The organism is Bacillus vallismortis (assembly GCF_004116955.1).
In the GTDB taxonomy this organism is placed as follows: Bacteria; Bacillota; Bacilli; order Bacillales; family Bacillaceae; genus Bacillus; species Bacillus vallismortis.
The window spans coordinates 99008-124491 of the sequence record NZ_CP026362.1 but is presented as its reverse complement, the minus strand read 5'-3'; the positions used below and the strand labels follow the sequence as shown (position 1 = coordinate 124491).

General features: G+C 45.7%; 18 protein-coding genes and 3 pseudogenes. 5 read left to right on the top strand and 16 right to left on the bottom strand.

What is annotated here, in order from left to right:
- The first annotated feature begins 124 nt into the window (after window positions 1–124).
- Window positions 125–602 (top strand): annotated as a pseudogene (gene yvgO / locus BV11031_RS00610) (stress response protein YvgO).
- A gap of 44 nt (window positions 603–646) precedes the next feature.
- Here the strand turns inward: yvgO and BV11031_RS00605 are convergent.
- The 11 genes from BV11031_RS00605 to csoR all read right to left on the bottom strand — a co-directional run bounded on the left by BV11031_RS00605 (window position 647) and on the right by csoR (window position 16649).
- Window positions 647–2662, bottom strand: coding sequence for a Na+/H+ antiporter (locus BV11031_RS00605; protein WP_129550671.1), 2016 nt, complete (start codon window positions 2660–2662; stop codon window positions 647–649).
- 248 nt (window positions 2663–2910) lie between these two features.
- On the bottom strand, window positions 2911–4626 hold the full coding sequence (gene cysI, locus BV11031_RS00600) for an assimilatory sulfite reductase (NADPH) hemoprotein subunit (RefSeq protein ID WP_010330080.1): 1716 nt from the start codon (window positions 4624–4626) through the stop codon (window positions 2911–2913).
- A 26-nt stretch (window positions 4627–4652) separates the two neighbouring features.
- The gene (locus tag BV11031_RS00595; protein ID WP_010330081.1) at window positions 4653–6473 is read right to left on the bottom strand and encodes an assimilatory sulfite reductase (NADPH) flavoprotein subunit; all 1821 of its coding nucleotides are present in this window, start codon (window positions 6471–6473) and stop codon (window positions 4653–4655) included.
- 312 nt (window positions 6474–6785) lie between these two features.
- Window positions 6786–9110, bottom strand: coding sequence for an RNA polymerase recycling motor HelD (helD, locus tag BV11031_RS00590; protein WP_010330082.1), 2325 nt, complete (start codon window positions 9108–9110; stop codon window positions 6786–6788).
- A 187-nt stretch (window positions 9111–9297) separates the two neighbouring features.
- Complete coding sequence (locus BV11031_RS00585; protein WP_010330083.1) at window positions 9298–9906, bottom strand: trimeric intracellular cation channel family protein; 609 nt, start codon at window positions 9904–9906, stop codon at window positions 9298–9300.
- Between the two features lie 182 nt (window positions 9907–10088).
- Window positions 10089–10505, bottom strand: a complete 417-nt coding sequence (locus BV11031_RS00580) for a disulfide oxidoreductase (RefSeq protein ID WP_010330084.1) — start codon at window positions 10503–10505, stop codon at window positions 10089–10091.
- A gap of 4 nt (window positions 10506–10509) precedes the next feature.
- The gene (locus BV11031_RS00575; protein WP_010330085.1) at window positions 10510–11178 is read right to left on the bottom strand and encodes a disulfide bond formation protein BdbD; all 669 of its coding nucleotides are present in this window, start codon (window positions 11176–11178) and stop codon (window positions 10510–10512) included.
- A gap of 121 nt (window positions 11179–11299) precedes the next feature.
- Complete coding sequence (locus tag BV11031_RS00570) at window positions 11300–13408, bottom strand: heavy metal translocating P-type ATPase (RefSeq protein ID WP_128568235.1); 2109 nt, start codon at window positions 13406–13408, stop codon at window positions 11300–11302.
- Window positions 13409–13564: 156 nt separating this feature from the next.
- Entirely contained in the window at window positions 13565–15976 is a 2412-nt protein-coding gene (gene copA, locus BV11031_RS00565; protein ID WP_010330087.1) for a copper-exporting P-type ATPase CopA, read from the bottom strand.
- A gap of 83 nt (window positions 15977–16059) precedes the next feature.
- Window positions 16060–16269, bottom strand: a complete 210-nt coding sequence (copZ, locus tag BV11031_RS00560; protein ID WP_010330088.1) for a copper chaperone CopZ — start codon at window positions 16267–16269, stop codon at window positions 16060–16062.
- 74 nt (window positions 16270–16343) lie between these two features.
- Window positions 16344–16649 (bottom strand): copper-sensing transcriptional repressor CsoR, encoded by a 306-nt coding sequence (gene csoR / locus BV11031_RS00555; protein ID WP_010330089.1) that lies wholly within the window; start codon window positions 16647–16649, stop codon window positions 16344–16346.
- A gap of 127 nt (window positions 16650–16776) precedes the next feature.
- Here csoR and BV11031_RS00550 point away from each other — a divergent pair, with 127 nt between their 5' ends.
- Window positions 16777–17853: an oxidoreductase gene (locus tag BV11031_RS00550; protein WP_026014511.1), complete on the top strand. Its 1077-nt coding sequence runs from the start codon at window positions 16777–16779 to the stop codon at window positions 17851–17853.
- A gap of 39 nt (window positions 17854–17892) precedes the next feature.
- On the opposite strand, the gene azoRB is transcribed toward BV11031_RS00550, so the two are convergent.
- From azoRB to BV11031_RS00525, 5 genes and pseudogenes are all read right to left on the bottom strand, one after another.
- A complete protein-coding gene (azoRB, locus tag BV11031_RS00545; protein WP_010330091.1) occupies window positions 17893–18528 on the bottom strand; it encodes an FMN-dependent NADH-azoreductase AzoRB in 636 nt (211 codons plus the stop codon).
- 158 nt (window positions 18529–18686) lie between these two features.
- Window positions 18687–20585, bottom strand: coding sequence for an FUSC family protein (locus BV11031_RS00540; protein ID WP_010330092.1), 1899 nt, complete (start codon window positions 20583–20585; stop codon window positions 18687–18689).
- Between the two features lie 105 nt (window positions 20586–20690).
- Entirely contained in the window at window positions 20691–21347 is a 657-nt protein-coding gene (locus BV11031_RS00535; protein WP_010330093.1) for a GntR family transcriptional regulator, read from the bottom strand.
- Window positions 21348–21351: 4 nt separating this feature from the next.
- Window positions 21352–22299 carry an EamA family transporter gene (locus BV11031_RS00530; protein WP_010330094.1) on the bottom strand — a complete coding sequence of 316 codons (948 nt, stop codon included), beginning with the start codon at window positions 22297–22299 and terminating at the stop codon, window positions 21352–21354.
- 104 nt (window positions 22300–22403) lie between these two features.
- Window positions 22404–22619: pseudogene (locus BV11031_RS00525) on the bottom strand (SDR family oxidoreductase); the annotation flags it as partial.
- Window positions 22620–22881: 262 nt separating this feature from the next.
- Here BV11031_RS00525 and BV11031_RS00515 point away from each other — a divergent pair.
- From BV11031_RS00515 to BV11031_RS00505, 3 genes and pseudogenes are all read left to right on the top strand, one after another.
- On the top strand, window positions 22882–24762 hold the full coding sequence (locus tag BV11031_RS00515) for a ribonuclease YeeF family protein (RefSeq protein WP_129550670.1): 1881 nt from the start codon (window positions 22882–22884) through the stop codon (window positions 24760–24762).
- A gap of 18 nt (window positions 24763–24780) precedes the next feature.
- Window positions 24781–25071, top strand: coding sequence for a contact-dependent growth inhibition system immunity protein (locus BV11031_RS00510; RefSeq protein ID WP_010328608.1), 291 nt, complete (start codon window positions 24781–24783; stop codon window positions 25069–25071).
- A 3-nt stretch (window positions 25072–25074) separates the two neighbouring features.
- A pseudogene (locus BV11031_RS00505) lies at window positions 25075–25363 on the top strand (contact-dependent growth inhibition system immunity protein).
- Window positions 25364–25484: the final 121 nt, after the last annotated feature.

Here is a 25484-nt window from a genome sequence, read left to right as displayed (position 1 = left end):
ATACGCTTAAAATCCTCTTTCTGTTTCTTTTCTCACATCAAGGGCAGCCGCACACTATTTTTTCCTATTTGAATGAGGTGGGAATCCATTATTGTAAACACATATAAAAAACAAAGGAAACAACTTGAAACGTATTCGTATCCCAATGACACTCGCGCTCGGTGCCGCTTTGACAATTGCCCTTTTGTCCTTTTCTTCAGCTGAAGAAAAAACCCGCTCCGAAGACCACGACGGCCGGAACATCTGCCGCTGAGATCGGTTTGCATGTAAACCTTGATGTGCTTGGCATTGCCAATCAGATTGCTGACGCTATTAAATCCGCACAGAACCGGGATGGATTTGTGAAAAACCTTATGGAGTCTTCCTTCTACGCTTCCGGCCAGAAATACAACGTTATGGTATTTAATTTGAGCCAGAAATATGTAGATCACTTAAACGGTGTGCAATTTTACGGTTCAGCCGTTTACGACGGCATGACGTACGGCATTTGGGTATTTGAAGATGGAACCTTTACAAACAAAGGTGATGGCGGCTGGATCAACTGGGCCTTTAGAGGCTGGTTTGATCGGGATGGCATCACTGTCGAATTCCATCGTCCTTAATATAGAAAAAAGCTGACGCTCTAGCGCCAGCTTTTTTGCTTCATCTATTCGCCGCCTTCAAGCATGGCGGCTTCCACATCATTAATGTATTGGCGAAGCTCGTGGGAGATGTCCCGGGAAATTTCCCGCTTCTCGAAGAGTGTTTGAATTTCATTTCTGATCGCCTGGACAGCCTTCAACTTCACTTCCAGTTTTTGAGCTTCAAATTGGGCACTAGATTTCAGGTCGTGATGGCTGTGTTCCAGCCTGAAAATTAACTGTTTATAAAACGCAATGACAGATAAAAGCACTTCTTTATGTTCTTCCGTCTTATGTTTTTCAAGATATGCAATTGCTGCCTTCGCCGTTTTCACTCTCGTTGCCTGTATCAGTCCCGCTTCATTTAAAATCGACATCTCCGGCTTTTTATGTTCACCAAAGAAAATCCAATACATCAGCCGCTTGAGCCTTGTTTTTGATAACCCGACTTTAAATGGGTTGCCATACAAAATTTCTAATTCATTAAACCGATCTTGCAGCACGTTTGCCGTTTCTTCCGGAATGTCTCCCCGCTCTCGCATTTCCATCAACGCCTCTTGCTCAGCGATAATGGCTTGCGCCCTGAGTTTTCGCTCTAGCTTTTTAATACGATTGGATGATGTATACTGCTGAAAACGAAGATTTTTCATCTTTTCATTGTATTCCCCTATCACCGCCAGAGAGGCTGTTTTGTTTGTATCATTCATGTCCTCTTTTATCGTTTGGAGAGCTATTTTAATTAATTTGCGTCTCGCCGTCAGCCATTTTTCATTTCGTTTCTCATCCTCTTCTTCTTTTTCCGCCAAAAGAGGCAGGACAACGGCGGCAATGGCTAAAGTGCATAAGATGACGCCGGCCGCTAAAAAGAGAATCAGATTTCTTTCCGGAAACGGTGTGCCATCCTCCAGAAAATAGGGAATAGAGAAAGAACCCGCAAGCGTTACAGCTCCGCGCACCCCTGAAATCGAAAGCAACAGTGTCGAACGAAGACCCGGTTTATAAATGTTTTGATCCTTATTAAAGAACCACTTCCCGTTCCAGAAGAACAGCACCCACAGAAATCTTAGCAGCATTAGCGTAAATGTGATCACCAGGATATAGCTAATCACCTGCATGTTGCTCACTGCGGTGTCATTAAAGATGACAGAAATGACGTCCGGAATCTGTGCCCCGAGGATAACGAAGACCAGGCCATTCAAAATAAATAAAATAATGTTCCATGTACTCGAGGAGACGATTTGCAGTTTGGCCATCGCTGATGATTCCAGACGATCCTGTTCAACCGCATGGATGATTCCACCCGCCACAACAGCTAAAATACCGGAAACGCCGATTTCTTCCGCTGCCAAATAAATCACAAACGGCGTCAGAATTTGAATCAGCATATGCATCGTGACATCCTGCATGCCGAGACGGCGCAAAAAGAGGCGAAAGCGGATAATCAAGAATGAAATGACAACTCCGCACAGCAAGCCCCCAAGAGAAATAAAGACAAAGCTGACAGCCGCTTGCGCTAATGAAAATGTACCGGTCACTGCTGCCGCAATCGCAAACTTAAAGGCCACCAGACCTGATGCATCATTCATCAGCCCCTCCCCTTCAAGCAGGCGAAGAATCCCTTTTGGCATTTTCACTCTTCCTGATAATGCGCTGACAGCGACGACATCAGTCGGTGAAAGAATGGCCGCAAGTCCAAAAGCCGCTGCCAGCGGAATAGCAGGAATCATCCAGTGAATCGTGTATCCGCCTACAATCACAGTCGCAAATACAAGGCCGAGTGCAAGCAATAAAATCGGTGCGCGTAAATTCCAAAGCTCCGCCCGCGGCGTTCTCTTTCCATCATTAAATAGGAGAGGCGCGATAAACAGAACAAAAAACAATTCGGTGTTTAACTCAAAATGAAGCCCCTGTTGAAATGAGGCCGCAAGAATCCCCAGCGCCACTTGAATCAGAGGCACGGGAATAAACGGAATAAACCGATTCACGATATTGGATATCGCAATAATCGTTAATAAAACGAGAACAACTAAAAATATGTCCAAAGACATGACCTCCTTCGTCTGCTGTGTTCCATAGATCGTCGGTAAATGCTTGGCTAAAAGAGGCTGAATCTCGGACGGCCTTACATCCGAGAGGTGATACCGCAGGAGTTCTCTCCACTTCTCTTCTTTTATAGTACCCTTTTCAGGATATAATTTCTCACGATATGCTCATAGTGAACTTTTTTGCAACAGGGCAAAACACAACCAAAAAGAGACAGGGGGCCGTCCCTGTCTCTCGTCTTTCTTTATCAATGATGAAAATTCGTGCCGTCCGTTGTCGCTTTAATAATGCCGGCGCGTATGACAAAGTCACCGAAGTGCTCGCCTTCCTCGCGTTCTTTCGCATAACGGGAAAGAAGGACGCGCAGCTCGCTTAAAATGTCTGCTTCACCGATATTTTCACGGTACATTTTGCTTAAACGGCTTCCGTCAAATGCGGCGCCAAGATACATATTGTATTTGCCCGGCGCCTTTCCGATAAATCCGATCTCTCCGAGTGCATGGCGTGCACACCCGTTCGGGCACCCTGTCATGCGAATGGTGATTTCCTGATCACGAAGGCCGTTTTCGTCAATGATCTCTTCAACCTTATCTAAAAGGGTCGGCAAATAACGTTCTGCTTCAGCCATTGCCAATCCGCAGGTCGGAAGCGCCACGCATGCCATAGAGCCGCGGCGGAGCGCTGAATGATGCTTGCCGTCAGTGAGTCCGTATTGCGCAATTAATGCACTGATTTCATCTTTTTGATCGCTTGAAACGTTCGCGATAATCAAGTTCTGATTAGATGTCAGACGAAACTCGCCTGTATGAACTTTGGCGATTTCCCGCAAGCCTGTCATCAGCTTATAATCATCGTAATCCGTTATACGGCCGCCTTCGACAAACAGCGTAAAATGCCATTTATCCTCAATGCCTTCCACCCAGCCGTAGCGGTCGCCGTTATGATCGAAATGATAAGGCTTTGCTTCTTCCAGACTCCAGCCAAGACGGTTTTCCAATTCTTCTTTTACAGTTTCTAAACCGAGGCGGTCAACGGTGTACTTGAACCGCGCATTTTTGCGGACAGAACGGTTTCCGTAATCACGCTGAATCGTAATCGTTTTTTCAGCAACGTCATACATTTGCTCAGGGCGGCAGAAGCCGATCACCTTGGCTAATTGCGGATATGTTGCTGTGTCGCCATGCGTCATTCCCATACCGCCGCCGATTGCCACGTTAAAACCGATCAGTTCGCCATCTTCGACAATCGCAATGAATCCGAGATCTTGTGAAAAGACGTCAATATCATTGGACGGCGGAACGGCAATACCGATTTTAAATTTCCGCGGCAGATAGAGCGGGCCGTACATTGGCTCGACTTCTTCCTCAGGCGTGCCGGCCACTCTCTCCTCGTCCAGCCAAATTTCATGATAGGCTCTCGTCCGCGGCAGCAGATCGTCACTTAATTTTTTAGACCACTCATATACCTCTGAGTGGATGTCAGACTGATAAGGATTCGATGCGCACATCACATTGCGGTTTACGTCTCCGCAAGCCGCGATTGTATCCAACAGAGCGGAGTGGATCGTCTGAATGGTTTTCTTCATGTTCCATTTCAGAATTCCATGCATTTGGAATGTTTCACGGGTCGTCAGCTTTAATGTGCCGTTCCCGTATTTCTGGGAAAGATCATCCATGACAAGCCATTGTTCCGGTGTTGAAACGCCTCCTGGCATACGCACGCGCAGCATGAACTGATATGCCGGTTCAAGCTTTTGCTTTTGGCGTTCATTGCGAAGGTCACGGTCATCCTGCAAATAACTGCCGTGGTGTTTCATCAGGCGGTTGTCATCATCCGGAATTCCGGCACTGATCCGGTCCAGCATCACTTCTTTCAGTGTCCCGCGCAAATAGTCACTTTCTTGTTTTATGCGTTCAACATCACTTGGAGAGCCGTCCGGTGCTTTTAAGATTTTGGTCACCATGTTGAAAAAACCCCTTTCAAGTCAAATCAGTATACATCACGCTGATAGCGTTTTTGCTGCTGCATGTCGGCAAGGTAAGCTTCCGCTTCTTCGCGGCTCATATTGCCTTCTTTCTCGATAATATCAAGTAATGTGTGATGGACGTCATGCGCCATGTGCTTTTCATCACCGCAAATGTAGACAGCCGCGCCAGCTTGAATCCATTCGAACAATTCCGCGCTCTGTTCAAGCATGCGGTGCTGAACATATACTTTTTCTTCCGTATCACGTGAGAACGCCACATCCATTTTTGTCAAAACGCCGTCTTTGATCCAATTCTGCCACTCTGTCTGATAAAGGAAATCCGTGACAAAGTGCTGATCGCCAAAGAACATCCATGCTTTACCTTCCGCTCCCGTCTCCTCACGCTCCTGCATAAAGGAACGGAACGGAGCGACGCCTGTCCCAGGGCCAACCATGATAATTGGTGTTTCAGGATCATTCGGAAGCTTAAAGTTTTGATTATGCTGGACATAAACAGGCAGCGTGTCTCCCGGCTGCAGACGCTCCGCGCATAAAATCGAGCAGACGCCTTTTCGTTCACGGCCGTGCGCATCGTAGCGGACTGCGCCAATCGTTACATGTACTTCATCCGGATTTGCTGATAAACTGCTCGCGATTGAATAGAGACGGGCCGGCATTTTTCGCAGAATCGAAACAAACTCCTGCGCCGATACGCTGAACTGTCCGTAATCACGAACGAGATCAAGCAAATCGCGTCCTTCAAGATACGCTTTTACGTTACCCTCATTTCCCGGGGCTAATAGCTCTCTAAGCTCATCGCTCCCCGACAGCTGGGCAGCCTGTTCAAGAAGCGGTTTTGTGAGAACGGTAATCTCATAGTGAGAAATGAGCGCTTCTTTGAGTGGGCGCACATCACCTTGCTTATTCAGCGTCACAATTTCTTCGGGGTCCCAATTCATTTCCTTCAGCAGCAGCTCAACAAGCTCCGGATCGTTTTCCGGATAGACGCCGAGGCTGTCACCAGGCTCGTATGTCAGGCCAGATCCTTCAAGAGATAGCTCGATATGGCGTGTTTCTTTATTTGATCCTCGGCCGTTCAAATTTATGTTTTCTAACACTTCAGCCCGAAACGGGTTTGTTCTGGAGTAAGAAGACTCACCGCTTTGAGGCGAAGCTGCTCCTGGCGCAGGCGCGGCGCTTCCGCCACCGGCTTCACTTAAGCCCTCACATACACTCCCAAGCCATTCAGCTGCCGGCTCATCATAGTCAAGATCGCAATCAACGCGCGGAGAAATACGTTTTCCCCCGAGTTCTTCTAAGCGCTGATCAAATTCCTTCCCTGTCTGGCAGAAGAATTCGTACGAGCTGTCACCAAGCGCCAAAACAGAAAAACGAAGGTCTTCAAGCTTAGGCGCCCGTCTTCCATGCAGAAATTCATGAAACGACAGCGCGTTATCAGGCGGCTCGCCTTCACCGTGCGTGCTGACAACGATCAAAAGATTGTTTATTTTCTTCAGCTGATTCGGCTTAAAATCGCTCATAGATGAGACGGTCACTTGAAATCCGCGCTCCTCAAGCTGCTTGCCGGCATGTTCTGCAAGTCCCTGTGCGTTTCCCGTCTGTGAACCGTAAAGAACGGTCACTTCTTTTGAAACGGCCGGTGCCGCCGCTTCTGCAGACACCGCAGCCGCAGGCGCCCCCTCGGTTTCTTGTGCGGAAACAGATTGTGCGGATAAATATCCGCTCAGCCAGATTTTCTGAGATTCGGTCAAAGTTGGCAGAAGGCGGTTAAGGAGCTCTGCCTGCTCCTGATTAAACGGACTGTTCATTACCTGAAGTTGCAACGTATCCACCTCACAAAGTTATAAACTGATCGAAAATTGCATCTAATTGAACTTTACCGGAATACTAGGCTTAAGTAAAATATATTTACATGATGATAACGATTAAGATTCCTAATGATAAAACCGCTTTGTTTCATTCAAATTGCAGAGAAAACCCTAAACATAGTTTTAGGAAGGACGAGCAACGGGGCAGGCGATGGGTGAGAGCGGCATTCGGCCGGATGCTCTGGTTTTTACCCGAAGAGTTTTTTCACGTGATCACCAATGCGCGGGGGTATCGGCATGCTAAAAAAGAGAAGGCTCCCCTTCTCTTCATTCAGCATCCTGGTATAAATGAGGCGGCATAGCCGTTACAAACGGACTTGCCTTACCTGTATAAAACACCGTCAGCGAATGCATCGCCCGTGTGCAGGCAGTGTATAAGAGCCTGCGGTCGTGCTCGGTATGATAATGTTCTTCTGAAGCATCATAGACAAGGACTGCGTCAAACTCAATACCCTTCGCTAAATACACTGGAATAACACAAACTCCCTTTTGAAATGTTTGATTTTCTTTATGAATCAGCCTGGCATCTATATATTCGCTTATATTTGCGTGCGCCTGTATACATTGCCTCGCAGTCTTGCAAATAATGGCTATTGTTTCGTGCCCTTGCTTCTTAAGCCTCTCCATTTCTTTCGTAAGCTTTTGACAAAGGTCTTCACGCCCTTCGCTTTTAAAAATGAGAGGCATTTCCCCGTTTCTGTTAAAAGGCTCAATGTCCTCTCCATCCTCAAGAATCGCTTTTGTTAACTCGACAATCTGCCTTGTCGATCTGTACGTTCTCTTTAAACGAACATATTCAGCCGGCTCATCTTCAAAGCTCGCATCCATACGCTTTGGGCCATGTATAGTATGGGCGTAGATGGACTGATTGATATCGCCGAGCACTGTCATGCTGGCGGCCGGAAAAATGCTTCTCATATACGCCAGCTGAAACGGTGAATAGTCCTGGGCTTCGTCGATAAAAAGGTGTTTGATTTTCATATTTTTCTTTCTGCCTTCGATCAAATCCTGCAAATAAAGAAACGGCGCCGCGTCCTCATAGAGCAATTGATTTTCCGCAAATGCCGCTCGGGTCTGCTCCCCTATTGGCGCCGTCTTCTCATGCTGAGATGTCCCTCCCCAGCCGGAAAACAATTGCAGATACAGCTGTTTCACATCAAGAAATGCGAGGAGCCTGATTGCCTGTTTGAGCGGGTTAAACGCCTTTTTCACAATGATGGCGGCAAGCAGCTGCTGCTCTCTTTGATAATCGTTAAACGTGCTCTCACTGAACCGTTTCCTTTCCTGCAGTTTTTTGTACACGTCCAGATAATCCTCTTTGTCGAGCAGCTCAGCTTCCTGAATGACCCAATCTTTGCGCCGTTCCTTTTTCTCAAATGTATGAAGCTCACTCAGCAGCCACTTTGCCGTTTGCTCTATCCGGTTCGGAATGGATTGTCGTTGATCCAGTGAGTAAAAATAGGACTGAATGTGTTCCTTAGTGATCAGTTTTTGTCCGCGGAAGACGATATTTTTAAAGATCATCCCTTCGGTGGACAGCCAGCTGACATATTCATCAATGAATTGCTGAAAAGATAAGCCCGCCTTCCATGTGATTCCCGAAAGCCTTGATAGAAAACCCCCTTCCTTTGATTTGGCCAGGCAATATTCGAGCTGATCAAAGGGGCTTTCACATCGGAACGTGCGGCCAAGCCGGCGCTCGATATATTCCTGAAACGTCGCCTGCTCCATATTCTCTTCCCCTAACTCGGGCAAAACAGAAGAGACGTAGCTGTTAAATAAAAAATTGGGAGAAAATAAAACGATTTGTCCGGCATCAATGACACCGCGGTGCCTGTATAACAAATAAGCGACACGCTGAAGCGCTGCCGAGGTTTTCCCGCTGCCGGCCGCTCCCTGCACGATCAGGAATTTGCTTTTTTCATTACGGATAATCTGATTTTGTTCTTTCTGAATCGTAGACACGATGTTTTTCATTTGGGTATCAGATTGATGGCTTAAGACCTCTTGCAGCATTTCATCACCAATCGTCATATCAGTATTAAACATCGCCTTGAGAGCGCCGTTTTTAATGATAAATTGTCGTTTCAGCACCATTTCGCCTTCTATCGTTTCACCGGGCACTTCATACTCCGCTTTTCCTGGGGAATAATTGTAGTACATACTGGATATCGGCGCCCTCCAGTCATATATCAAAAAGTGTTCTTCCTTCTCATCCATACAAGAAGCTAAGCCGATATAAATTGGCTCCGCCTGTTCTTCGCCGGTTTCAATAAAATCAATCCGCCCGAAATAAGGTGATGCTTTTAATTGATGAATTCGTTTGAGCTGCTGATCCATGCGCCGGTGATTCCGTTCCCGATCAGACAGCAGCTCCGCCTGCTGCTTCATGCTAGCCATCGTTTCAACGGCTTCATGGGTATCATCAAAATTGACCGTAACATCCTCCCAAAAGCTTTTTCTTAATCCGATAATATCATGCTTCAACCCGCCTGCTGATGTTTCGAGAAACCGCTCTTTTTTGCCGAGTTCCTGCAGTACCTCATCTATTCTTGACTGCTCTTCCTTCCATTCTTTATCCTGCTGATTCATGGACGGCACCTCCAGAAAATAGTTGACAAACACAGATGAAATACTGTAAAATAAAATTGGATATAAATTATATTTATGACAAAAACAAACAAATACAATTTATCTTAGCACATGTACCCAATCTCAATCAAGGTTTGGGTTATTTATATGCAAAAAAACCGATTTCAATTGAAATCGGTTTTTCCTGTTAGTTATCTAAACGAAAAGAACGGTTTGGCAGCTTCCACTTAAACATGTAGGAACAAACACGGCAAACGACGAGCACGAAAAACAGAACGTACAAGCCAAACGAGTTTCCAAGCCAGCCCAAGCCGACGATTAAACCGCCGAGAGCCGCCCAGACCGCATAAATTTCTGCTTTCAGCACAAGCGGTTTGCGTCCGGCAAGAAGATCGCGGATGATTCCGCCGCCGCTTCCCGTCAGGACCGCAGCCACGATGACGGCACTAAGCGGGTGGCCCATTTTGACGGCATACAGCGCGCCTTGGATGGCGAAAGCCGCGAGACCGATTGCATCTGATAAATTGCCCCACTTGTTCCAATGCCTCAGCAGCAGCTTCGGAAACAGAAACACAATCGTAATGGACAGGAGGGCGATTTGAAAGTATGCGCCCTGCTCCCATAATGCCGACACCGGAACACCGATTAGCAAATTACGGATCGCTCCTCCTCCAAAGGCTGTGACAATTCCTAATATATAAACTCCTAAAATATCATATTCTTCTTCCATCGCAACGATTGCGCCGCTGACTGCAAACGCAATGATGCCAATCACACTGAGCAGCTCCCAAGCCATTCTGATGACTCCCTTTATGTTTGTTAAATTTTCTGACGACCTCTAGATTTTATAATCGCTCAAGCGTAAAATCAATAACATTTTCACAATAAAAAAAGATAAATATAGAGAGAATTCGCCAAACGCTGTAGAGCTGCCATTTACAGAGAAAAAGCGCCCGGCATACGCGGACGCTTTATTGGTTATTCAGATTTTTCGCCTTTCAGCAGACACATAAAAACAATAATCAGAATAAAAGCAATCAGGGCCAGAAACGGAATGGTCATAAAACCAAACCAGTTAATGTATTGGCCTGAGCACGGCACACCGCTTACACACGGCTTAATGCCGGAAAAGCCCGGCACTTTCTGCTCTAAGTAATGCATGATGGAAATAAACGCCCCGATAATCGCCATCGGAAGCACATATTTTTTTACGCGAGTGTCCCCTTGAAAGGTGGCGATGCCTAAAATCAGGACAAGCGGATACATCAGGATACGCTGGTACCAGCACAGTTCACATGGAATGAACTTTTTGATTTCACTGAAATACAGGCTGCCGAGCATGGCAATAAGAGCGACAACCCAGGAAGCATATAAACATACGATTCTATTTTTCATATGATTACTTCCCTTTCAGCTCTTTTTCTATTGTCTCTTTGATTTCATCATAATCCGCAAATTTTTTGATCACTTTATCATTAACGTAAATCGTCGGGGTTGCTTTTATGTTCATTTTTTGATTAAGTTCGGAATCTCTTTCCACCTGAGAAGCGAATGTTTCCTTATCAAGATTATCCTTGAGCGTCTCAGGATTGACCTTTGTGGTGCTTTTGGCAAGATCACCGAGAACGCCCGGGGTCACCCACTCCTGTCCTGTATCCGGCTGTTTATCGAACAGCTTTTCATGGAATGCCCAGAAAGAGTCAGGATCTTCTTTCCATACTTCTTCTGACGCGAGAGCCGCTAATCTTGAACCTTTTCCATGAAACATGACGTTCACGAATGAAAATTTCACATCGCCCTTATCAATAAAGTCTTTTTGTATTTTTGGGAAGATGTCACTGTTAAACATTTTACAGGACGGACATTTGTAATCTCCGAATTCAACTACAGTTACCGGTGCATCATCCTTGCCGAGCACAGGCTGGCCTTTGATAGACGGCTGTCCGGAAACCGCTTCATTGCCTTGTTCCGTTTTGTTATTAATCATGACAATGGCTGCTAGCAAGACAACAACCACAACCGTAAGGATGACCGCGAATTTCGCAGAAGACTGCTGTTTCTTTTTCACTCCGACACCTCATCGTTTTAAAATTATAAAAAAGAAGCGGATCGCAATTGACCCACTTCTTTATTTTAACAAGACAAGCGCTGATAAGAAAACCCCGAAAAAATGAATTCTCTCCGACAATTTAACTGTTTTTGAGACGCATGACGCGCATGGCGTTTGCCACAGCGAGCAGCGTAACGCCGACATCTGAGAAAACCGCTTCCCACATGGTTGCAATTCCGAATGCTCCGAGAATGAGAAAGATCGCTTTCACGCCTAAAGCAAAGCTGATGTTTTGCCATACGATCCGCCGTGTCCGTTTGGCAATCCGAATCGCTTCGGCTATTTTTGAAGGCTGATCTGTCATGAGCACGACGTCTGCTGCTTCTACAGCGGCGTCTGAGCCAAGGCCGCCCATGGCCGCTCCAATATCCGCGCGCGCAAGCACCGGCGTATCATTGATGCCGTCACCGACAAAAATGAGTTTTTCATTTGGCGATAGCTTGGCTTCTAATGCTTCGACCTGCGCGACTTTATCCTGCGGCAAGAGCTCCGCATATACCTCGTCGATGCCCAGCTGTTTTCCGACCATATCTCCCGTTTGTTTTGAATCACCTGTCAGCATCACCGTCTGTTTGATTCCAAGCGACTTCAAATCAGCAATCGCCTGTGCTGCGTCTTCTTTTGCTTCATCCGCTATGATGATTGCTCCGGCATAGTGTTGGTCGACAGCTACGTGTACGATTGTTCCCGCATGTTCATCCGGGACGCCTTTCACCTGTTCTCTTTCCATGAGCTTCTGGTTCCCGGCAAGGATTTCTGTTCCGTTTACTTTTGCAAAAATGCCATGGCCGGATATTTCCTCGTATGACTCTATCGCGTCAGAAGAAAGCGTCTTTCCGTAAGCTTTACGCACAGATTCAGCGATCGGATGCTGGGAATGAAGCTCAGCATATGCCGCCGTTTCAAGTAATTTGTCCTTTGTGAATCCTTCAGCAGGTTTGATTTCTGTCACTTCAAAGCTGCCTTTTGTTAATGTTCCCGTTTTATCAAACACCGCGTATTTGACTTGATTCAAGGCTTCTAAGTAATTGCTTCCCTTCACTAGCACTCCGGCCTTTGAGGCTGCGCCGACTCCGCCGAAGAACCCGAGCGGTATGGAGACAACAAGCGCGCATGGACAAGAAATCACTAAGAAAATCAGCGCGCGGTACACCCAATCGGAAAGTAGGGCGCCGGGAATCACCAGCGGCGGGACAAAGGCCAGCAATGCCGCGATGATCACGACAGCGGGTGTGTAATACTTGGCAAACTTCGTAATAAAGTTTTCTGTCCGGGCTTTATGGCTGCTCGCATTCTGAACCAAATCTAATATTTTTGATACCGCAGACTCCTGATAGCCCTTTGTGACTTCAATATGCAGAACGCCGTTTTGATTGATAAAGCCTGACATCACATCTTGTCCTTCCGCAGCTTTTCTCGGAACGGACTCACCTGTCAATGCAGACGTATCAACCATCGCTGATCCTTGCACAACTTTACCGTCAAGGGGTATGCTTTCGCCCGGATTGACCACAATGATGTCTCCTAGCTTCACGTCTTCCGGAGAAACCAGTTCGATGCCGTTCTCTGTTTTGACATTGGCGTAATCAGGCCGTATATCCATTAACGCGCTGATTGATTTTCTGGACCTGCTGACCGCGGCTCCTTGAAAAAGCTCACCGATTTGGTAAAACAGCATAACGGCAACACCCTCAGGATATTGCTGGATCAGAAAAGCGCCGATTGTGGCAAGGGCCATTAAAAAATGCTCATCAAACACCTGGCCGCGGCTGATGTTTTTCATTGCCCGGATGACGATATCACCGCCGATAATCAAATAGGCAGCAAGGAAAAGGAAAAATTCGATGGTTCCGGATTGAACGGCATAGGCCGCTGCTCCTAACATGACAGCCGCCGCCACTCTAATCAGCATATTGTTCATGCGATTGCGAAAGCCGTCTTCAGCCGATTTCTTTTTATGCTTTTGGCGAACCGTTACATGCGGATCGATTGATTTTACTTTTTTCTCCACCTTATGGGTGACCCATTGCTCTTCTTTCCCACCGGCTGAGACAGTCAAGGTGCTAGCCGCAAAATTTACCGCGCATCCGTCTATGCCCTTTATGCCTTTAATTCCGTTTTCGATTTTTTGGGCACAATTGCTGCAATCTAAACCGTCCAGAACGTATTCCTGTTTCACTAGTCTCACCTTACCTTCCGAATTAGGGTTCCCTCTTCAAAGCGTATCAATGAGTGCTTTTATCGATCTTATATGCTCATATGCTCATATATTAGTTGTATCTATTATATGATGTTTCCCAAAAAAGTGTCAATGAAAAACAAAAACCGGCATATCGCCGGTTTTTCATTTTACTTTCTGCAGACGAAGAGCGTTCAGAACTACGGAAACGGAGCTGAATGCCATTGCTGCTCCCGCGATCCATGGTGCTAAAAATCCAAGTGCTGCGATTGGGATGCCGAGGCTGTTATAGCCAAGCGCCCAGAATAAGTTTTGTTTAATGTTTTTCATTGTCAATCTGCTCATGCGGATTGCGTCGGCAATGCTGTTCAGATCGCCGCGAATCAGCGTAATGTCCGCTGTTTCCATGGCGATATCCGTGCCGGTTCCAATCGCCATGCCGATGTCAGCTGTGGCAAGCGCCGGCGCATCGTTAATTCCGTCACCTACCATGGCCGTCTGGTGGCCTTCTTTTTGCAGGCGGGCGATTTCCGCCGCCTTTTGTTCAGGAAGAACTTCCGCAATGACACTCGTAATTCCCGCTTCCTTCGCGATGGCTTCTGCGGTTCTGCGATTATCTCCTGTCATCATAATGACATCCAGACCCAACGCTTTCAGACGGGCCACTGCCTCTCGTGACGTGTCTTTTATCGTATCGGCAACAGCCACAAGCCCCGCTGGTTCACCATCAATAGAGACAAGCATAACCGTTTTCCCTTCTGCCTCTAGCTCTTCCATTTGGGAAAGGAAAGCTCCATGCTCGATTTTTTCGCTCTCCATTAACTTTCTTGTGCCAACGAGAATGGTCTTGCCTCCGGCTTCAGCTAAAATGCCTGCGCCGATTTTTGCTTCAAAGCTGGTCAGCTTCGGTATCTCAAGCCCTTTTTCTTTCACGCCGGCAACAATTGCTTCGCCGAGCGGATGCTCCGAGCCCGTTTCGGCTGCCGCCGCAAATCGAAGCAGGTCTGTTTCTGCAAAACGGCCGAATGGAATGGCATCTGTCAGCTGCGGCTTCCCGTTTGTGACAGTTCCGGTTTTATCAAGAACAATCGTATCTAAACGATGGGTTTTTTCTAAATGCTCTCCGCCTTTAAAGAGAATCCCGAATTCAGCCGCGCGGCCAGATCCAGCCATAATGCTCGTCGGAGTGGCGAGGCCGAGAGCGCAAGGACAGGCAATGACGAGAACCGCAATGAACTTGCTGATCGCGTCACCAAAATCACCGGGAGCCGCCCAAAGATACCAAATCAGGAAAGTGAGTACGGCAATCCCCAATACAATGGGCACAAAAATGCCGGAGATCTGATCAGCGAGACGCTGGATCGGCGCTTTTGACCCTTGTGCTTCCTCGACAATTTTGATGATATGAGAAAGGGCAGTATCCTTTCCGACGTTGACAGCTTTGATTTTCAGGAATCCGTTTGAGTTAACGGTTGCGCCTGTCACGCTGTCACCCGGATGTTTATCAACAGGAAGGCTTTCTCCTGTAATCATCGATTCATCTACAGCCGACCGGCCTTCCACTACTTCTCCGTCGACAGGAATCCGTTCGCCCGGTTTGACATAAACAATGTCGTTTGCCAGCACTTCATCTATCGGAATGATTCGCTCCTGTCCGTCTCTTACGACAGTTGCTGTTTTCGCTTGGAGCTTCATCAGCTTTTTAATGGCATCCGAAGAACGGCCTTTTGCTTTTGTTTCAAACAGCTTCCCTAATAAAATCAGCGTCAGCAATATCGCGCTTGTTTCATAGTAAAGGCCGGCTGTATGGCCATGTGAGCCGATGCTTTGGATCGTAATATAAAGGCTGTAAGCGTAAGCAGCCGTTGTCCCGAGCGCGACTAAAACATCCATATTGGCGCTTTTATTTTTGAGCGCCTTATACGCACCCATATAAAACGGCCAGCCGATCAGAAACTGAACTGGTGTCGCCAGCGCAAACTGCATCCACGGATTGAGGAATAGATCCGGCACCCAAATGAACGAGGTAAACGTAAAATGGCTCACCATCGCCCAAAGAAGCGGAAACGACAGAATCGCTGAAAAGATCAGTCTCGTCGTTTGCTTCCGTTCCTCTTTCTTTTTAGAGGCTGCGGAATCCCGTTCCTCATCGCCCTTCGGCTTAAGCTTATATCCCAGCTTATCTACGGCTTCTTTCAAATCGCCGACAGACGCTTCTTTTGAATTGTACTCGACTGTAACCGTTTCTAAAGCAAAGTTTACAGGAGCATTTGTGACGCCTTCTATTTTGTTAAGCCGCTTTTCAATCCGATTGGCGCAGGCCGCACAGGTCATGCCTTCAATACCGAATTCAGCTTTTTCTGTTATGACGTGATAGCCCAGTTTTTCTATTTTATCCTGAATCGCTGCAGGCCCTGTTTCAGCGGGATCGAAGGTGATATTTGATGTTTCCGTTGCCAAATTGACGTTGGCATCCGTGACACCCGGCATCCGCTTGAGGCCTTTTTCAATTCTCGATGCGCATGCCGCACAGGTCATCCCAGCTACCTGCATCGCGATTTCCTTTTGTTCACTCAACACACTCACTCCTTTATATACACCCGGGGGGTATATAAAAATGAAAGAAATACCGCGCCTCCATATAGGCGCGATACCTTCAATTAATCGGCTACATCATAGCCTTGGTCTTCAATTGCATCCGCAATGTCTTTGACTGATACTTTGCCGGCATCAAACGAAACATCGACTTTTCCCGCTTCCAGATTGACATCAACAGCACTGACGCCGTCCAGTTCTCCTACGCTCGTTTTCACTGCTTTGACACAGTGCTGGCAAGACATTCCTTCTACATGCAATGTTTTTTGTTCCATAAGAATTCCTCCTGGTTTATTCTTTCTGCTTTCATCCTACCATACCCCCGTAGGGTATTACAATAAAAAAACCTTTATGACTTTGTGAACTTTTTAAATACGTCCAAAAGCTCAGAAATAGCATGTTCCCCGTCTCCGCTTTTGATGGCATCCGCTACACAATGATGGGCGTGGTCCTCGAGCAAGTGGAGCGCCACATTTTTCATTGCCGCCTGAACTGCAGAAATCTGCACCAGAATGTCTACACAATATCTATCATTTTCCACCATATTTTGAATGCCTCTGACCTGTCCCTCTATCCGCTTCAGCCGGTTTGTGATTTGATCCTTTTCCTTCGAGCTTTTATGGTTTAATGCTTTATGTTCGTTATGCTTCTCCATGCGTACACCTCTGTTTCTTATATTAATTCCCATTATACTGATTGTCTAAACTGTTGTCTAAGTTTGCCGCGGCAAAAAAATGAATCAGTTGGGTTTTACCATTTGATCGGAAGGGTATATACCTCTTGTGAAAACGCTTTTAAAGGAGAGAAGAAAAGTGGATACGATAAAGGTTGGGATATTAGGGTACGGACTGTCCGGTTCCGTTTTTCACGCGCCGCTGCTTGCTGTTCTGGATGAGTATCATATCAGCAAAGTCATGACATCGCGGACTGAAGAAGTGAAACGGGATTTCCCGGATGCTGACGTTGTGCATGAACTGGAGGAAATAACAAATGACCCGGCCATTGAGCTAGTCATTGTCACCACCCCGAGCGGCCTTCATTTCGAGCACGCTATGGCTTGCATTCAGGCCGGAAAACATGTTGTGATGGAAAAGCCGATGACAGCGACAGCTGAAGAAGGGGAAAAATTAAAACAAGCTGCCGATGGCAAAGGTGTATTGTTAAGTGTATACCATAATAGACGCTGGGATAATGATTTCTTAACCATTAAAAAGCTGATTGAGGACAAATCACTTGAAGAAATCAATACATATCTAGTCTCCTATGACTGCTACAAACCCGAGGTTCAAGAGCGGTGGCGTGAAAAAGAAGGAGCCGCAACCGGCACGCTGTATGATCTCGGCTCCCACATCATAGACCAAACCTTGCATTTGTTCGGGATGCCAAAAGCTGTTACGGCGAACGTGATGGTCCAGCGTGAAAACGCCGAAGCTGTTGATTATTTTCATGTAATGATGGATTACGGCAAACTCCAAGCGATTCTTTATGGAGGATCAATCGTTCCGGCAAACGGACCTCGTTATCAAATCCATGGACAGCATTCCAGCTTTATCAAATACGGCATTGATGGACAGGAAGCCGCACTCAGAGCGGGAAGTAAACCGGAGGATGACAGCTGGGGTGCGGATGATCCGGCGTTTTACGGACAGCTGACAACCATTCATGGCCAGAATAAAAAAACAGAAACCATCCCTTCGGTAAACGGCTCCTACCTTACCTATTACCGCAAAATAGCGGAAAGCATTCGGGAAGGCGCCGCACTGCCTGTCACCGCTGAGGAAGGAATTGATGTCATCCGCATCATTGAAGCCGCGATGAAAAGCAGTGAAGAAAAACGAACCATTATACTTGAGCAATAAACAAAAGGCCTCCCCTTTTGATCAGGGGAGACCTTTTCATTAAAACGTTTTTCCTGCTTCTTTCGCGCGCGCAATCGCGTCTTCTTTGATTTGTTGTGCTTTATCAGGCTCCGCATTATGTCCCTCTACGAAAATGCCATCGAAGGATGGTACGCCGAAGAAGTTCATCATGATGCCGATGTAGCGGTGGCCCATTTCCATTTCAGCCGCAGGGCCCTCTGAATAGTAGCCGCCGCGTGCTTGAATATGGATTGCTTTTTTATCAGTTAACAAGCCGACAGGACCTTGTTCAGTGTATTTGAATGATTTTCCTGCAACAGCAACAGAATCAAGGTACGCTTTCATCACAGGCGGGAATGAGAAGTTCCATAAAGGAGTAACGAATACATACTTGTCAGCAGACGCAAATTGATCGCTAAGCTCTCCCAGACGTCCGACTTTTGCTTTTTCGCCTTCAGAAAGCTCTTCAAAGCCTGTGCCTGATTGCAGCTTGCCCCAGCCGCTGAAAACGTCCGCGTCAATGTGCGGAATATTTTCTTTGTACAAATCAATATGTACAACTTCATCATTTGGATTCGCTTCTTTGTAAGATTCAATAAATGCTTTGCCTGTTGCCATACTGTAAGATGTTGCTTCATCATGAGGATGAGCAGTAATATACAATACTTTTGCCATGTTTACCAGCCCTTTCGTTTTTAAAAAATCACACATTCATTATTATCATACAGATGCTTTATCATTATTCTGTCTCTCTTATACTTTATTATAAGGACAACAAAAATTACTTTCAAGTGATATATCTCGAATTAAAGATTCTTTCACTCTTACACAACTCATTTTTCAAAAGCTGTCTTCAAGCCTAAATAAAGTACGGAAAGCTCATTGCTGATCCGCGGGTAATAAGAAACATGCGGCACTTGTATGTCCGCCGGCATCCTTTTCAACAAAGCGGATCTCTCAGCCTGTTCAAAAAAAGACCGCAGCAGGTTGATCTTTTCTTCAGAAAACGGAGCAGGCGGCCGATGATGGGCTTGGGCCGAGAGTAAATAATAACCTAAGTGCTGAACACCGGAAATGGCAGGCCAGAGCTTATCCACATTTGTCTGAGGAAAATCCCCAAGCGCCTTGTCATACGCGTCCCGAAGCCTGACCAGGCTCACCCGCAACTTGTGTTCGTCTGCTTTCTGACCGGTTAACAGTTTCTCCATAAACTGCCCTTCCAGCCGGATCACATCCCGCATCAGTTCAGGCAGCCGTTTCGTTGAAAACCGTCTCCATAAAAGGATCGTTCCCAATAGCCCAATAATGCTGCCGACTGCTACATCGGTCAGCCTCGCTATCATAAAATAACCCACATCCGCGCCGCCATGCATGCTTTCTGTAATGACAAGCGCATTTGCGGTCAAAAAAGGAACCGCCAGCGCATAATTGCGGACAATCATCATCTCAAGCAGAAATTGCAGCACTGCAATACAAAACGCAATATAAATACCGCCTGGCTCAACAAACAGAATGGCGCCTGCCAGCCCAACACCGATCACGGTTCCAATTGAGCGCTGAATGGCCCTGTGAAGCGTCAAAACCACAGTTGCGCCAAGCATGACCGCTGCTGCCGAAAGCGGAATCCAATAGGAACGCGCAAAGCCGAATGCCAGAGCAAACAGATCGGCGGTAATCAGGACGATCCCGTACTGTAACGCACGTATCAAAACCGGAGACTGCCAGCCAAAAGCATTTCTCAAAAAGAAAAAAGGTCCTGGCAGGCGGCCCGGTTCCCCGCCCAGCTGCTCATCAAACCGTCCTGATGCTATCCGCAAAGCCTCATTGATTTCTTCAAACAGCTTCCGTCTTGGCTCAGATTCATGTTCCTTGATTTCAAACGCACTGCAATCACGGGCATGCCCCAGCGTATCTCCGGCTTGTCGGAGCGCTTTTTCAATTTGTGCCGTCTCTCCATCTGGCGTTTCAGCTGAAAAATGAATAATGGCAAGGAACATGTCATCAGCTTTTTCGAGCAGGCGGAAAAAGCGTTCATCATGCTGCGATTTTTTTCTCCAGTTCCCTTTCCTGAGAACGGTTTGACGAGCTGTTCTGAGCATAAGCACCGTTTGATGCTGCGTGTTATGAAAGTCCTTCGTGCCAACCGCAGAAAGACATGATGCCAGCTGGTGATATGTTTTTTGCAGCACCGCCCTCTCCGGTCCATGTTTGTTCCATAGCCAGCCGCTTAAGGAGATGCCCGTGGCGAAAATGCCGCCAAGAAACGTCAATCCCGCTCTGAACAGCGTTTGTGAAGGATCGGCTGGCATTCCGGAGCTGACCAAAAAAGCAAGGACAAAAAACATCGGCGCAGGGCCTTGTATACCGAGTGCGCTAAAAATAAACATCGCCGTTGCGCCGATCAGCCCCAGGACAGCTGCCATCCCCCAAACCGTCCCGGACAAAAGCGTCCCCAATCCAAATGAGAAGGCGATTCCAAGAGAAACCAAAAGCAGCTTCAAAGCGCGTTTTTTGTACGATTCTCCACCCGCGTATAAATAAACAAAGCCCCCGATGCTTGCAATTAATCCATAATCCGTGCGGCCCGCCAGTGCGCCGACCAGCACAGGAATTCCTGAAGCGACGCCTGACCCAATCGCCTTTTTCCAAGGAAAAGGGGTCGCGCGAATGCGAAACGCATCCTTCACGATGCTTGGCATGGTTCTTTGATTGTTCCCAGCAGTTTTGTTCATTTGACAAAATCCTTTTCGATGAATGTACAGAACTCTTCCCGTTTATCAGCTTTAGTATGTCCCAAAAACGCAAAAAAAGCAGAGACCGTACCGTCTCTGCCTGCTTTACCTCAATTTATCCGAAATATCCTGAATCGGCTTGATCCAGTTGCTGTATGTCAGCTCTGATGCTTTTTTCCGATCCTTCTCTTTACATGCCTGAATAATTTGTTCATGTTCTTCAATCGAATTTTGCGGCGATTCAAAAAAAAGATATTCGAGCCGAAGAATATGCATATGAAGAACGGATGTGAAATTGCGGATATATTCATTATCGGCCGTATCAATCATGACATCATGAAACGCTTTATCAATCCCAAGCACTTCATAGATTTCATTTCGGTCAATCGCCACCTTCATTTGCTGATTGATCGCAGCCATCTCTTCCAAATGGGATGGCTGGATGTTTTCCATTGCCAGTTCGACAGCGGTGGACTGGAGAGCCGCCATTGGCGGATACACCTTAAACACATCGTTTTTTTCAATTTGTGAGATTCTTGTTTCTCTTCCCGGTGACATTTCAACAAAGCCTTGTACCGCCAATAATTGCAGAGCTTCTCTAACCGGCGTTCTGCTGATGCCCAGCGCTTTCGCTAACTCGTCGTCATTGATTTTTTCGCCGGGAGCAAGAATGCCTTCCACGATCCATTTTTGAATTTGTTCCAATGCAATCGTTTTAGCAGTTTGTCTGACAGGTTTCGAGATATTTGATGGGATTGGCATAAAATCACCTCTGAATATTGGTTTGTTTTTTTAGCGCCGCTGTTTTGCCCGTGCTCTTCTTTTGCGATAAAACAAAAATCATCACCAAAATACACGCCGCCCCTAGCGCTTGATATAATCCGAAGGACACGCCGAGCCACAGAATGGAGGATGCCACTGCCGCAACCGGCTCAGTGCACCCAAGCATGCTCGCTTCTTGCGGGAATAAGTATTTCAAGCTTGTCAAATACATATAAAAACCCAATAGCGTTCCGAAGATCACAATAAAACCGACTAATAAGCTCGCAGACACTGTCCATCCCTGCATATCAACGTCCCATGGGGGATGGATAAAGCTCATGCCAATGCCTCCGATCAGCATTCCCCAGCCAACCACGAGAGCAGAACCCCACTTTTTCAAAAGAGAGCTGGAGTACAGCGTATAAAAGGCCAAAGCCGCGGCAGAAAGCAGTCCCCATATCACAGATAAAGACGAGACGGTTAATTGATTGACATTGCCGTTGGTCAGCAGTAAAAAAGTGCCTCCCAAAGCCAGCACAAGCGCGAACATATCCGCTAACTGAAAGGAATTCTTCCGGGTCACAAGCAAAAACAGCATAATCAAAACGGGCGCCAAATACTGTAACAGCGTAGCCACAGCAGCATTTCCGGTTCCGATCGAAGCTAAAAATGTATACTGAACGCCCAGCATGCCAGCAATCCCGAAAACAATCAGCTGGATAGCCGATTTCTTATCCTTCCATATCCCCCACACAGCACGTCTGTTTTTGCCGGCACATATCAGCATCAACAGAAGTACACCTGATAAAAGCAAACGCACGGTGACAAGCCACTCCACCGACACATCACTTGTTTCAAACAAATGCTGGGCAGCCGTCCCAGATAACCCCCAAAATGCAGCTCCGACTATAACCATAAAAAAACCGTATATCCGTTGTTTTTGAGTCGCCAATGCGCACCCTCCTGATAGGTAATATGCAATATATTACATATTATATCGTTTCGCTTTTCTGAATACAAAGGTTTTCACAAAAAAACCTCTCCTCAGGAAGAGGTTTAAAAGACACTGCGGACCAAACCGCCGTCCGCACGAAGCGCCGCGCCATTGATCGCGAAGGAAAGCGGGCTGCTTAAAAGTGTAACGAAGTGGGCAATTTCCTCCGGACGGATCAGTCTTTGCATGATGGATGTCGGCCGATGTTCTTTCATAAAACGCGCCTCAGCTTCTTGAACAGTCAGGTTTTCACCAGGATACAGCGAATTCACCATCGTATTCCAACAGAATGGGTTTATTTTATTTTAATTTCGCTTCAAGTTTTGCTTTTGCAGCTGGCCCGTAAATACCGTCAGCCTTTAATCCATTCATTAGTTAGAAGTGTTTCACTGCGTCATCAGTTCCCAAAAAATAAGCCAAATAGGAAAATTGACACAGATCAAATGATTCATTTCACACTTTTGAATCACATCGCTGTCTATTTCTTCATTTTCCCATGGTAATATCTTGTTGGGGTTATTGAAACGAAAGGATATGAACATGAAAGTATTTGAAGCCAAATCACTGCTTTCAGAAGCAGATAAACGCGCAAAGGAATACAAAGAATTAAGAAGTCAAATGGTCAATCTAAAAAAAGCTTTTAAAGCTGTAGCTAATTTAGATGACGGCGAGTTTTCCGGCAAAGGCGCTAACAACATTAAAGCATTTTATCAAGACCACGCAGGTGTAGCTGATAATTGGATTGACTTACTTGATATGAAAATTGCTTTCTTGACAAGCATTTCAGGCACTCTAGAGGACGCCAGCTTATCTGATGCATATATAGAAGAATCCTTCTTAGAACACGAGCTGGCTAACGCCTACACAAAATCAAAATCGATTATGTCTGAACAAAAGAAAGCCATGAAAGACATCTTACATGATATCGACGATATCCTTCCGCTTGATCTGTTTTCAACTGAAGACTTTAAAGACGAACTCGCCGATGCTGAGAATAAACGCAAAAAAATCGTCGATAAATTAGGCAGCGTGGACGAAGCGCTTGTTTCTGAATATGCCCAATCAGAGCCTAACGAGCAATTCATCAAGAAGGACTTCCAAAAGCTTGAGGAATCCACAGGCAAAGGCAAGAGTGCTACACCTATCCACTACAATGCCAAAGCGTATAGAGAAAGTGATATACATAAGAAAAAAGGCGATATCGAGAAACAGACAGAAGCTTATTTGACGATTAAGAAGGATGAAGCGAAAGAACGAGAAATCAAAGAGCTGAAAAAGAAGCTAGCTGACGGAGTGACGGATCCGGATGAATACTTAGACATCGCCAAGAAGGTCGGCTATGAGAACCTGACACCAGAACAGCTCCAGTACGCAGTGCAGCTGGAACAAGCAAAACAGCTGAAGGACGTCGGTGAAAGTGTAATCAATGCCGGTAAGACAGTAATTGATTTCGTCGACGGGGTTAATGATGGAATTAACGATGCGATTGACGATACGATATATGGTGTCAAAGACTTCGTTGTGGGCGCATGGGACTATTCGCAGCTCCCTACCGAACTAAAACTCGCAAAAACAATTACAACAGTTTTAAGCGTACCTTCTTATTCTAAAATCATCTGGACAAACCTTGCCGACTCATGGAATGATAAAATGATAAATGGCAATGCATACGAAAAAGGGCATTATATCAGTTATGTGGCAGGAAATATCGTTGGTACAAAAGGCGCGGGTTCCGCAGTGCAAACCACGACCAAACTTTCTAAAGTAGGTAAAGTGGTTGAAGGTGGAACAGCCGCTGCTCATGTCAATAAAGGAATAAACAAAGGCAAATCTTATCTCAATTCTTTCGTTAAAAATAAGAATGATCTTGCACTTGTTGGGATTGCTCAAGACATCGATCATACGTTTAACGCAAAAAATACTCCTCTACTAAAAAGTATGATTGAAGATAAAAAAGAGAGTGTTCTCAGAAGATCTGAACGTTCTAACAACATGGGTATAGGTAATGTCAAACAAGGCGATAGTACCCCTCTCGCACCTGGTGGAGGATTAGCTGCTCATGAAGCAAAAGGCGGGCATCTTATAGAAAGACATGTTGGGAAGACTGATGGCGAATTATTTCAACGTCTAATAAAAGATACAAAAATCTCTGGGTCTTCTTCATTTAAAGATAGAGCTACTGCAGAAAAAGTCGCCAGTTCAGTTCTAAGTGATCCAAAAAACATTACTAAAATAAAAAAATGGCTCTCTAATCCTAACAGTAGACGTACTCTTCCTTTAAGATACAAAGGTGATGGAGAAGTTCTCGGCAGAAGAGTAGAAAAAGGTTCAAATGTTGCTAAGGATGCTACCAACGCTACAATAGTATTGAAAAAGAGTAAAAATGGGGAATTTATTTTAACTGGCTATCCTACAAAATAAAAGGAGTTCTGAATAACAATGTACGATAATTATGATACTCTGGAAGAATTAAGTGATTTTTTAGAAGGAACATTTCACCAGGACATGGGTTCACCAGAACAAGCTCTGAAAGAATTTATAGCTGAATCAAGTAAAGAATGCTTAGTTTTCACAATAAAATTTTGTGAAGAGTTTTTAAATGAAAACATATCTGATCAAGAGAAAGAAAGTTTTATAAAATCATATACGGAGATTTATTTTCCGGCAATTGATTTAACTCCTTTACAATGGTTGAAAAAAGTAATTACAGAAATAAAAGAGGCTATATAAGCAGTGATTGAAATTAAAGTTTCTGATCCTGTATTTAGATTTCTCGGCGGACATTTCCACCAAGATATAGAATCTCCTGAAGATGCTCTTAATGAATATCTAAATGAAGCATCACAAAAGCTAAAAGAAAGAGATTTAATAGCACTAACTGAGTTTGTAAATAGTAAATATTCTGAAGCAATTTATAGAAGAAGCAGCGGATGGTATATACTTTCCTGAAGATGATTTAACACCATTAGAATGGCTTAAGCAAGTCACTGAACAAATTAGAAAACACCTTAAAACAGCATAGTTGAAAAAAAGCCCTCTTTTAAGAAGGGCTCAGCTTGTAGAGAAAACGACGTTTTTTCTACAAGCTTTTTTGTTTTTTGCTGTTTCCTTAGTTATTCAGCGGATTTCAAAAACTCAAAAAG